Genomic DNA, 11,088 nt, shown 5'->3' with positions numbered 1-11,088 from the left:
ATCTGACACTCCACTTCGCGTCCCCGGAATCCGATTCCCTCCCGAGTCGTACCCCGAGAAAACACATCGATAACGGCAACGTTTAATGGGCGGACCGAGACCGCCGAAGCATGGATTCTGACGCCCCAGTTGGAGACGCCGAAGACGGGGACGCTTCTCTGCGGGACCCGCCGGGCGAGAAGCGACCGGCGGACGCGGTTTCGGGCGCTACCGAGGACACGGTATTAGATACCGACGAAGACGCGGTATCGAACGTCGGCGACGATACTGTATCGGAGACCAGTGAAGACGCCGTATCGGACGACAGTAAGGACGCCGTATCGGACACCGGTAACGCGAACCTCCGAGGCGAACCCGAGCGCAGACGTGCGTCCGACCTCCGGAAGGTGGCCGCCTCCGACGCAGATTCGGCGTCCGCGAACCGGGACCCGAAGTCCGCGGAACGCGACTCGGAGTCCGCGGAACCGGACTCGAAGTCGATAGAGGAGATGCTGCTGGAGTTCGACGAGCAGAAGTCGCTCATCCGGAATCGGTCGCTGCTCAACCCGAACGAGGTCGTCGAGGAGGAGCGAATCGTCGGGCGCGACGAGCAACTCACGCAGGTCACGAAGATGCTGCGGGTCGCCATCGGCGACAACCGGCCGCCGAACCTCTTCCTCTACGGGCCGTCGGGGACGGGGAAGTCGCTCATCATCAACGCGGTGTGCGAGAACATCGGCCGCCTCTGCGACAACCGGGGGATTCGGTTCGGCGTCGTCGAGATGAACTGTTAGGACATCGGGACGCTCGGGTCGGCGGTCTACGAACTCGCCCGGAAGGTCGCCGACCGGGCGGGCGTCCCGCTGGAGGTGCCCCAGCACGGCGTCTCGACCAAGGAGAAGTGGCGGGAACTCTACCGACTGGTCAACGAGAACTACGAGACGGTCGTGTTCGTCCTCGACGAGTTGGACATGCTCGTCGGCCGCCGCGACAAGGACCAACCGGCGTTCTCTCGACTCCTCTATCAGCTCTCGCGGGCCGGGTCGAGCAACGACATCACCGCGCAGGTGTCTATCGCCGCCATCACGAACGACACGAAGATGCTCGAATCGGTCGGCAGTCGGGCGCTGAGTTCGTTCACCCCGGAGGACGTTCACTTCGACGACTACGACGCAAACCAGTTACGCGCAATCCTCCACCACCGGAAGGACGCCTTCTACGACGACGTCCTCGAAGACGACGTGATTCCGCTCGCGGCGGCGTTCGCCGCCCAGACCCACGGTGACGCCCGGAAGGCCATCGACCTCATGCGAGTCGCGGGCGACCTCGCCGAGCGAGAGGGCGCGGACCGAGTCGGCGAGCGCCACGTCCGGAAGGCTCAGGACAAGGTCGAGCGAAACCGCGTGCTGGAGGTCACGCGCGGAATCAGCACGCAGAAGAAGCTCTGTCTCTACGCCACGGCGGCGGTGGCGAGCCAGAGCGGGAGCAGTTCGGCGCGGAGCACGACCGGGTATCAGGTCTACCAGTTCCTCACCGACGCGCTCGACACCGACCAGTACCATCAGGAGACGTACGTCAACAAGATGAAGGAGCTGACGACCTACTCCATCGTGGAGTCCGAACGCAAGAGCCACGGGCCGTCCTCGGGGATGTTCATCGAGTTCACGTTCAACGAGCAACCGGCGACCATCATGGCGACCCTCGGCGAGGACTCGCGGCTCGGCGACCTCTCGGAGGACGAGGTCACGGCGGTCGTCGCGGCGCAACTCGCGAGCGATAGCTGAGCGATACCGAACGGCGGTCAGGGAGCGGCTGTGACGGAGGGGTGACGAGTCGGTAATTAGTGTCGGTAGCGCGACCCCCCAAATCGGCCCCCGACTCGGGGCGACCGACCGCTGAGAGGCGAACCATTTTTCCCCTGTTTGCGCGAAGTCCGAGACGAATGGTCGATAGCAGTCCCGACGAACGCGAGTGGGTGACGCCGCCGGAGTCGTTCGTCGAAACGGCGAACGTCACGGCGGCCGACTGCGAAGCGTTCCGCGAGGCGGGGTGGCCCGAGTGCTGGGAGCGACCGGCCGACCTGCTGGACTGGGACCGCTCGTTCGACTCGGTACTCGACGACGAAGGGACGACTCGCTGGTTCCCCGGCGGGCGACTCAACGCCTCGTACAACTGCGTGGACCGCCACGTCGAGGCGGGTCGCGGCGGCGAAACCGCCATCTCGTGGGAGGGGAAACTCGGCGAGACTCGGACGTACAGTTACCGGGAACTCGCCGACGAGGTGAACGCGTTCGCCGCGGCGCTCCGCGAGATGGGCGTCGGCGAAGACGACGTGGTCACGCTCTACCTCCCGATGATTCCCGAACTGCCGGTCGCCATGCTGGCGTGCGCCCGCATCGGCGCACCCCACAGCGTCGTCTTCGCGGGCTTCTCCGCGGACGCCCTCGCCACTCGGTTGGCGGGCACGGAGTCGGAGTACCTCGTGACCTGCGACGGCTACTACCGGCGAGGGGCCGCGCTCGACCTCAAGAGCAGGGCCGACAACGCCTGCGTGTCGGTGGACCACGCCGTCGAGCAGGTCGTGGTGAACCGCCTCGACGACGACCCCGCGGCGGGCGACCACCGCGCGTACGCCGACCTCGTGGCCGACCACGCCGGGGCGGAAATCGAACCCGTCTCGCGCGAGGCCGACGACCTGCTGTTCCTCATCTACACCTCCGGAACGACGGGCGAACCCACGCTGGTCCGCCACACCACCGGCGGCTACCTGACTCACGTCGCGTGGACCAGCCACGCCGTCCTCGATTTAGGTCCCGAGGACACCCACTGGTGTTCGGCCGACGTGGGCTGGATTACGGGCCACTCCTACGCGGTGTACGGCCCGCTCGCGCTCGGCGCGACCACCGTCCTCTACGAGGGGACGCCCGACCACCCCGAGACCGACCGCCTCTGGGAGATAATCGAGCGCAACGAGGTGGACGTGTTCTACACCGCACCCACGTCCATCCGGGCGTTCATGAAGTGGGGCGAGCAGCACCCCGAGAGCCACGACCTGTCGAGTCTCCGCCTGCTGGGGACGGTCGGCGAACCCATCGACGAGACGGCGTGGCACTGGTACCGCGACCACGTCGGCGACGGCGAGTGCCCGGTCGTGGACACGTGGTGGCAGACCGAGACCGGCGGCATCGTCCTCTCGACGCTCCCCGGCGTGGACCGGATGCGCCCGGGAGCGGTCGGGAAGAGCCTCCCCGGCATCGAGACGGACGTCGTCGACGAGTTGGGCGAATCCGCTCCTCCCGGAGAGTCGGGCCAACTGGTCGTCACGCGCCCGTGGCCGGGAATGGCCCGGTCGCTGTGCGAGGGGTCCGGGTGGGGAGCGCGCCGGACGCGCACCGTGGACGGAGAGTGGCAGTACGCCACGGGCGACAACGCCGTCCGCGACGAGGACGGCTACGTCCACCTGCTCGGGCGTGCCGACGACGTGCTCAAGGTCTCGGACAGACGGCTGAGTACCACCGAAATCGAGTCGGCCATCGTCGGCGTCGAGGGCGTCGCGGAGGCCGCCGTCGTCGTGGGCGAGGACGCCGACGCCGTCCGGAAGTCGGAGATACACGCCTTCGTCAGCCCCGAGTCGAACGTGGCTGGCGACGACGCGCTCCGCGGGCGCGTCCGCGAAGCGGTCGAGGAGGCCATCGGTCCCATCGCGGCACCCGACGTGGTGACGTTCACGCCGTCGCTCCCGAAGACGCGCTCGGGGAAGGTCGTCCGCCGCTACCTCGCGGCCATCGCCAACGGCGAGGACCTCGGCGACACGAGCGCGCTCCGGAACCCGGAGGTCGTCGGCGAACTCGAATCGCTGTTGGACCGGTAGGAGTTCGATTCGTTTCGTCTTTTTCTGAGGGTGCGAAATTCTGCTCCACGAGTAGTGGTTCCGTGGTAGAACGGAAAAGCAGTGAACCGGCCAATTCGCTCGTACAATCAGAGTCGCAACCGGAACTCGGAGGTGAATATCGCGTTCATCGACGAATCACAGAACGAACTACAACCCACTGAGACACCGTAAGAGGTCAGAGAAGCCGAGTCGAGCGATAACGCCGAACCGACGGCTCCCTCCACTCGAACCGGATTACGCTTCGAAGCTCGTTTCGGAACGTTTATTCGCTATCCTGAAGGAGTGCGAAACAGAATGGCCGTCGAATCGCGCGAGGAGTTCCTGACGACCGCCGAGTACGAGCGCCTCCGGCGGCGGACCGAGACGTACCGCGAGGACCTCGTGGTGGCGCTCGCCGGGCGCGTCGGTCTCCGAGCGTCGGAGATTACCCGCGTTCGCCCCGCGGACCTCCGCGAGCGCGAGCGCGGCGGCGAGGTTCACTACCTGCTCACGGTGCCCGAGGGCGACGGCGACACCCGCGAGGCGTACGTGCCACAGGAGGTGGCCCACGACCTCCGGAAGTTCGCCAACGCGAACGACGTGGACCGCTACGACCCGGTCGTGGACGTGTCGCCCCGGCGCGTCCAGATGCTGGTCGGCGACGTGGCCGACCGGACCGACGGTCTCCGCGACGTGACCTGCCGGGACCTCCGCCAGCACTTCGCGTGGCGACTGCTCGTCGAGGAGGGCGTCGCCCCCCGAGTCGTGCAGGCGGTCGGCGGCTGGCAGAGCCTCCAGAGTCTCGCGCCGTACCTCGACGACCCGGCCGCGGCGGAGGTCGTGGACGCCTTCGCCGACGAGTCGCCCGCCAGCCCGCGAATCGAACGCCGTCCGCCCGCCCGCCAGCGAAGCGCCGCCGACGCGCGAAGCGACGACCTCCTCGCGTGCGCCAGCGCGCTCGGCGAGGCGCTCGCGGACGCGTCCACGACCGAGGACGCCGAACAGGTCGTCTGCGACCGTCTGGCCGACGCGTACCGCGCGGTCTGGGTCTGCGACGAGCGCGGCGACGTCCGGACGAGCGCCGCCCCGGCGTCCACCGACGGCGTCCCCGCCGACGTTCTCGACGCGGCGGGCGTGACCGACGGTGAGGACATCGCGGACGTGGAAGTGGTCGATACCGCGTCGGCCGAGGGAGTGCTTTCCGACGGGGCGCTCTCCGACGGGGGGCTGTCGGGGTGTTCGTTCGCCGTCGCGCCGCTCCGGTCGAGCGAGACGGTCCACGGACTGCTCTGCGTGGCCCGCGACGCGTTCGCGTCGGCCGACCGGACGTTCGTCGCCGACGCCGGACGGCGCGTCGGCCGGACCGTCACCGCCATCGCTCGCAAGCAGTTGCTACTGGCCGACACCGGCGTCGCGCTCTCGCTGCGGACCACCGACCGCGGCGTCTTCCTCGTGGCGGCCTCGGCCGACCTCGGGTGTCGATTCGAACTCGAAGGCGTCGTCCCGGTCGAGGACCACTCGCTGCTCTACTTCGTCACCGCGACCGGGGCCGCGGTCGGGGACGTGCTGGAGCGAGTGTCGAGCGCCGACGCCGTGGACGACGCCCGTCTCATCCGGGACTACGGCGACGGCGCGCTCTTCGAGTTCGCCGTCTCGGGCGACTCCATCGCGCCGATGCTGGTCGAGCGCGGCGGCACCGTCCGCGAACTCTCCGTCGAGGGCGGCGTCGCGGACGTGTCCGGAGTCTTCTCGCCGCGCGTGGACGCCCGGCGAGTCGTGGAGGCCGTCGAGGAGGCGTTCCCGGCGACGAATCTCCGCTCGAAGCGCGACGTCGAGGAACCTGTCCAGAGCGCGGCCACCGTCCAACAGACCGTCCACGACCGCGTGACAGAGCGCCAGCGGACCGTCCTCCGGGCCGCCTACCTCGCCGGGTACTTCGAGTGGCCCCGGGGCAGCACCGCCGAGGAACTCGCCGCCTCGATGGACGTCTCCTCGCCGACGCTCCACAACCACCTCCGGAAGGCCCAGCAGAAGGTGCTCGACGCCGTTTTCGACGACCCCGACCCCCGAACGGTGGACGCCGACGGACACTAACTATTTAGCCTCGCGTGCGAGCCGCGGTTCAGTTAAACCCTCCACTGCAGACATTAAACACCATAATATCCACTTATGACGGCTATACACGGCGAACGAGACCGTTTGGAATAGTTAGTTCCATCACTTATATAGCTATGTTGTGGTTGTGAATACGGCTCATGCCGGAAGAACAAGACGTCGAACTCGAAGCCCGACTCGCCGACCAGGAGCGATTCGTCCCATCCGAATCGTTCGTCTCGCAGGCGAACGTCTCGGACGATTCCGTCTACGAGACGTTCGAAGAGGAGTGGCCCGAGTGCTGGGAGCAGGCCGCGGACCTGCTCGATTGGAACGAGGAGTACGACACGGTGCTGGACGACTCGAACCCGCCGTTCTACGAGTGGTTCACCGGCGGGGAACTCAACGCCTCGGCGAACTGCCTCGACCGTCATCTGGACGAGCGCGGCGACGAGGCGGCCATCGAGTGGGTCGGCGAACCCACCGACGAGGAGAACCGCACCTACACCTACGAGGAACTCCACCGCGAGGTCAACGAGTTCGCGGCCGCGTTGAAGGAGATGGGCGTCGGCGAGGACGACGTGGTGACGATGTACATGCCGATGATTCCGGAACTCCCCATCGCCATGTTGGCGTGCGCCCGCATCGGCGCGCCCCACAGCGTCGTCTTCGCGGGCTTCTCCGCTGACGCCCTCGCCACCCGGATGAACTCGGCCGACTCCGAGTACCTCGTGACCTGCGACGGCTACTACCGGCGCGGCGACGCGCTGGAACACAAGGCCAAGGCCGACGAGGGCCTCGGCGGCGTCGAACACGAGGTGTCGGACGTGGTCGTCGTAGACCGCCTCGGCGACGACTACGACCACCCGATGGGCGAGAACCACCGCGACTACGACGACCTCGTGGCCGACCACGCGGGCGCTGAGGTCGAACCGGTGTCGCGCGACGCGGAGGACATGCTGTTCCTGATGTACACCTCCGGGACGACGGGACAACCCAAAGGCGTCAAGCACACGACCGGCGGCTATCTGGCGTGGACGGCGTGGACGTCGCAGGCGGTCCTCGACATCAAACCCGAGGACACGTACTTCTGCTCGGCGGACATCGGTTGGATTACCGGCCACTCCTACATCGTCTACGGCCCGCTCTCGCTGGGTACCACGACGATGATGTACGAGGGGACGCCGGACCACCCCGAGCAAGACCGCCTCTGGGAGATAATCGAAGAGTACGAGGCCGACCAACTCTACACCGCGCCGACCGCGATTCGAGCGTTCATGAAGTGGGGTTCGGAGTACCCCGACAAGCACGACCTGTCGAGTCTGCGCCTGCTGGGGACGGTGGGCGAACCCATCAACCCGCGGGCGTGGAAGTGGTACTACAAGCACATCGGCGGCGAGGACTGCCCCATCATCGACACGTGGTGGCAGACCGAGACCGGCGGCATGATGGTCACCACGCTCCCCGGCGTGAAAGACATGAAACCGGGGTCCGCGGGACCGCCCCTACCGGGCGTAGACGTACAGGTCGTAGACACCGACGGCGAGCAGGTCGAACCGGGACGCGCGGGCCACCTCACGGTCCAGAAGCCGTGGCCGGGGATGCTGCGGACGCTCTACCAGAACGACGAGCGCTACGTAGAGGAGTACTGGGCGGAATACTCCGACACCGACAGCGACGACCCCGACGACTGGGTCTACTTCCCCGAAGACGGCGCGAAAATCGACGAGGACGGCTACATCACCGTGTTGGGGCGCGTGGACGACGTGCTGAACGTCTCGGGCCACCGCCTCGGCACGATGGAGATCGAATCGGCCATCGTCGGCGTCGAAGGCGTCGCCGAGGCCGCCGTCGTCGGCGGCAACCACGACGTGAAGGGCGAGGCGGTCTACGCCTACGTCATCACCGAGGACGGTTACGAGGAGGGCGACGAGATGCGCGACCGCATCGTCGAGGGCGTCGAGGACGCCATCGGACCCATCGCTCGGCCCGAGGCCGTCGTCTTCACTCCCGAGCTCCCCAAGACCCGCTCGGGCAAGATCATGCGACGGCTTCTGGAGGACGTTGCTAACGGCGAGGAGTTGGGCAACACCTCGACGCTTCGCAACCCCGAAATCGTCAGCGAGATAGCGTCGAAGGTCGGCGACGACTGACCACCTCTCCACCTCTCGATACGACGAACGACGACCAGACCAAAACGAACTTCGAACCATGACAGATAATAACTCACGAAAGGACGAATCGAACGCCGACATCGAGACCGACGGCGGCGTCGCGGCCGGTCGACAGACCGCCGACTACCTCGATGCGGAAGTCAACATCTTCAAGCCATCGACCCCGTTCATGCGGGACCACCTCAGGGTCGTGTGGACGATGTTCGCCGCGTGGGCGCTCCTCGTGTTCGGACCCGTGACGGCGACGTACCTCGCGACCGACTTCATGACGAGCGTGACCGTGATCGGCTTCCCGCTCCACTACCTCCTGACCGCGATGGGGGCACCGGCGGGCGCGCTCGTGCTCTCGTTCGTCTACGCGCGGAAGCGCGACCAACTCGACGAGAAGTACGGTATCGACCACTCGACCCGGCGACAGGAACCGGAAGCGGCCGCGACTGACGGAGGGTCCGACCGATGATGTTCACGCCGCTGGACCTCCTTCCGGACGCGCTCAACGCCTCGTTCAAGGCGATTCCGGCCGTGATGGTCTCGGCGATGCTGCTGCTGTTCCTCGGCATCGGATACGTGTTCCGCGTGGCCGACACCGAGGACCTGTGGGTCGCTGGCCGGTCCATCGGGAACGTCGAGAACGGGATGGCCATCGGAGCGAACTGGATGTCGGCCGCGTCGTACCTCGGCATGGCCGCGCTCATCGCGCTGTCGGGCTACTACGGACTCGCGTTCGTGGTCGGGTGGTCCACGGGCTACTTCATCCTGCTCATCTTCCTCGCGGCCCAGATGCGCAGGTTCGGGAAGTACACCGCGCCCGACTTCGTCGGCGACCGGTTCGACTCCGACACCGCGCGAGCCATCGCCGCGCTGACGACCATCCTCATCGGGTTCGTCTACTCGGTCGGACAGGCCCGCGGCATGGGACTGGTCGGCATCTACGTCTTCGGCGGCGACTACACCACGATGGTCGTCCTGCTGATGGCCATCACGGTGGGTTACCTCGCGCTGTCGGGGATGCTGGGCGCGACCAAGAACATGGCCGTCCAGTACGTCATCCTCATCGTGGCGTTCCTCGCGGGACTGTACGCGGTCGGGTGGACGCAGGGCTACTCGACGTTCCTGCCGCAGGTCGAGTACGGTGCGCTCCTAAGTCAACTCAACAGCGAGTTCACCCAACCGTTCACGGACGGCGGCTTCTACCTCTGGGTCGCGACCGCGTTCTCGCTCATCGTCGGCACCTGCGGTCTCCCGCACGTGCTGGTGCGGTTCTACACGGTCGAGAGCGAGCGGACCGCGCGCTGGTCCACCGTCTGGGGCCTGTTCTTCATCTGCCTGCTCTACCTGAGCGCCCCCGCGTTCGCGGCGTTCGGTACCGACCTCTACGCGAAGAAGGTCGGCGACGTGTACGGCGCGAGCGGGATGAGCGGCGCGGAAGGCGACGTCATCGTCGTGCTGGCGTCCCAACTCGCCAACCTCCCGACGTGGTTCGTCGGACTCGTCGCGGCGGGCGGCATCGCCGCCGCCATCGCCACGACCGCGGGACTGTTCATCGCCGCGTCGTCGGCCGCCGCACACGACATCTACACGAACATCATCAACTCCGACGCGACCCAGCGCCAGCAGCTCCTCATCGGTCGCGCGACCATCGTCGTGCTGGGCGCTATCGTGACGGTCACCGCGCTCAACCCGCCCGCGCTGGTCGGCGAACTGGTCGCGCTGGCCTTCTCGCTGGCCGGTCTCGTGCTGTTCCCGATGTTCTTCCTCGGCCTCTGGTGGGAGAACGCCAACCGACAGGGCGCGCTGGCCGGGATGACCACCGGACTCGCCATCTGGACCGCGGCGGTGTTCAACGAACTCATCTTCGCCACCGACGCCGGTCCGGTCGTCCAGATTTACGCCGACATCTTCCCCGCCGTCGGGGCCGCACTCGCCGGGACGCCCATCGTCTTCGCGGTCACCATCGGCGTCTCGCTGGCGACCGACGAACCCCCGGAGCGAATCAAGCGCATCGTCCGGCAGTGTCACAGTCCGGAACCGATGGGCCAACAGCAGAGCGCCGAGGACGTCGTCTCGACCGACGGCGGCCTGCCGAGCGAAGAGAGTCAGGACTCGTCAGACCTCGCGTCTGACGGCGGCCAAGTGCAGGGGGACGACTGAGATGTACGAGCGCATCCTCATCCCCACCGACGGGAGCGAAACCGCCGAACTGGCCGTCGAGGAGGCACTCGACATCGCCGAGAAGTTCGACGCGGAGGTGTACACGCTCTACGTCGTGGACACCGACGCCGCGGAGTTGAGCCTCGGCACCGAGCAGGTCGAGCGCATCCGGTCGGGGCGCTTCGGCGAGATGGAAGAACTCGAAGCCCGCGCCCGGGAGGCGACCGAACACGTCGCGGCCCGCGGCCGCGAGCGCGGCATCGACGTCGCGGAGCACTTCCGCGGCGGCAGACCTCACGACGTCATCGCCGACTTCGCCGAGGACCACGACGTGGACCTCGTGGTCATGGGAAGCCACGGCCGGTCGGGCGTCCGGCGGATGCTGCTGGGAAGCGTCACCGAGCGCGTCCTCCGCTCGACCCACCGGTCGGTGCTGGTCGTGGACGAGCGGGAGGTCGAATAGCGTGACGGCGAGTCGAGTCGGGACCGTCCTCGACAACGTCCGAACCCACGTCCGCGAGCATCGGTCGGGCATGGTCGCGGACTTCATGTTCGCCGTCGTCTGGGTCGCCGTGGTGTCCGTGCTGTTCGACGTGCTTCAGGGACCGACGTGGGCGTACCACCTGTCGCTGGCGGGCGGCGTCGTGGCCTACTTCGGCTTCTTCGCCTCGCTGGAGGTGGCAAAGGAGACGTCGTGAACATGAGTCTGACCGAGTCGAATCGCGTAGACTGACGGTCGTATTCTATTTCGGGTGGTGTCACAGACGTTCGCTACTGGCGACATCGAGTGGACTTCTGGCCCTCGGTAAGCCGAGGGTG

7 protein-coding genes and 1 pseudogene are annotated in these 11,088 nt (G+C 67.0%); all 8 read left to right on the top strand.

Annotated elements, in window-relative coordinates:
* Positions 1-488: 488 nt before the first annotated feature.
* The 8 genes and pseudogenes from NGM06_RS06865 to NGM06_RS06830 all read left to right on the top strand — a co-directional run bounded on the left by NGM06_RS06865 (position 489) and on the right by NGM06_RS06830 (position 10,967).
* Positions 489-1,763, top strand: a pseudogene (locus NGM06_RS06865) (orc1/cdc6 family replication initiation protein).
* Positions 1,764-1,921: 158 nt separating this feature from the next.
* Complete coding sequence (locus tag NGM06_RS06860; protein WP_254269560.1) at positions 1,922-3,850, top strand: acetate--CoA ligase; 1,929 nt, start codon at positions 1,922-1,924, stop codon at positions 3,848-3,850.
* 315 nt (positions 3,851-4,165) lie between these two features.
* Positions 4,166-5,944 (top strand): bacterio-opsin activator domain-containing protein, encoded by a 1,779-nt coding sequence (locus tag NGM06_RS06855; RefSeq protein ID WP_254269559.1) that lies wholly within the window; start codon positions 4,166-4,168, stop codon positions 5,942-5,944.
* A 161-nt stretch (positions 5,945-6,105) separates the two neighbouring features.
* Positions 6,106-8,097 (top strand): acetate--CoA ligase, encoded by a 1,992-nt coding sequence (gene acs / locus NGM06_RS06850; protein ID WP_254269558.1) that lies wholly within the window; start codon positions 6,106-6,108, stop codon positions 8,095-8,097.
* 58 nt (positions 8,098-8,155) lie between these two features.
* On the top strand, positions 8,156-8,578 hold the full coding sequence (locus tag NGM06_RS06845) for a DUF4212 domain-containing protein (protein ID WP_254269557.1): 423 nt from the start codon (positions 8,156-8,158) through the stop codon (positions 8,576-8,578).
* Positions 8,575-10,269, top strand: a complete 1,695-nt coding sequence (locus NGM06_RS06840) for a VC_2705 family sodium/solute symporter (protein ID WP_368410463.1) — start codon at positions 8,575-8,577, stop codon at positions 10,267-10,269. The genes NGM06_RS06845 and NGM06_RS06840 overlap by 4 nt, the downstream gene beginning before the upstream one ends.
* A 1-nt stretch (position 10,270) precedes the next feature.
* Positions 10,271-10,732: a universal stress protein gene (locus NGM06_RS06835; RefSeq protein ID WP_254269556.1), complete on the top strand. Its 462-nt coding sequence runs from the start codon at positions 10,271-10,273 to the stop codon at positions 10,730-10,732.
* A gap of 1 nt (position 10,733) precedes the next feature.
* Positions 10,734-10,967 (top strand): DUF8119 family protein, encoded by a 234-nt coding sequence (locus tag NGM06_RS06830; protein WP_254270079.1) that lies wholly within the window; start codon positions 10,734-10,736, stop codon positions 10,965-10,967.
* Positions 10,968-11,088 lie beyond the last annotated feature (121 nt).

It is taken from the genome of Halorussus aquaticus (genome assembly GCF_024218795.1).
Classification (GTDB): Archaea; Halobacteriota; Halobacteria; order Halobacteriales; family Haladaptataceae; genus Halorussus; species Halorussus aquaticus.
The sequence above is the reverse complement of the archived record's forward strand: the minus strand, read 5'-3'. Positions and strand labels throughout refer to the sequence as shown.

Excerpts from the sequence above, each read along its gene's own strand:
- NGM06_RS06855 (WP_254269559.1), top strand. The coding sequence starts at position 4,166 with ATGGCCGTCGAATCGCGCGAGGAGTTCCTGACGACCGCCGAGTACGAG.
- NGM06_RS06845 (WP_254269557.1), top strand. The coding sequence starts at position 8,156 with ATGACAGATAATAACTCACGAAAGGACGAATCGAACGCCGACATCGAG.
- acs (WP_254269558.1), top strand. The coding sequence starts at position 6,106 with ATGCCGGAAGAACAAGACGTCGAACTCGAAGCCCGACTCGCCGACCAG.
- NGM06_RS06860 (WP_254269560.1), top strand. The coding sequence starts at position 1,922 with ATGGTCGATAGCAGTCCCGACGAACGCGAGTGGGTGACGCCGCCGGAG.
- NGM06_RS06835 (WP_254269556.1), top strand. The coding sequence starts at position 10,271 with ATGTACGAGCGCATCCTCATCCCCACCGACGGGAGCGAAACCGCCGAA.
- NGM06_RS06840 (WP_368410463.1), top strand. The coding sequence starts at position 8,575 with ATGATGTTCACGCCGCTGGACCTCCTTCCGGACGCGCTCAACGCCTCG.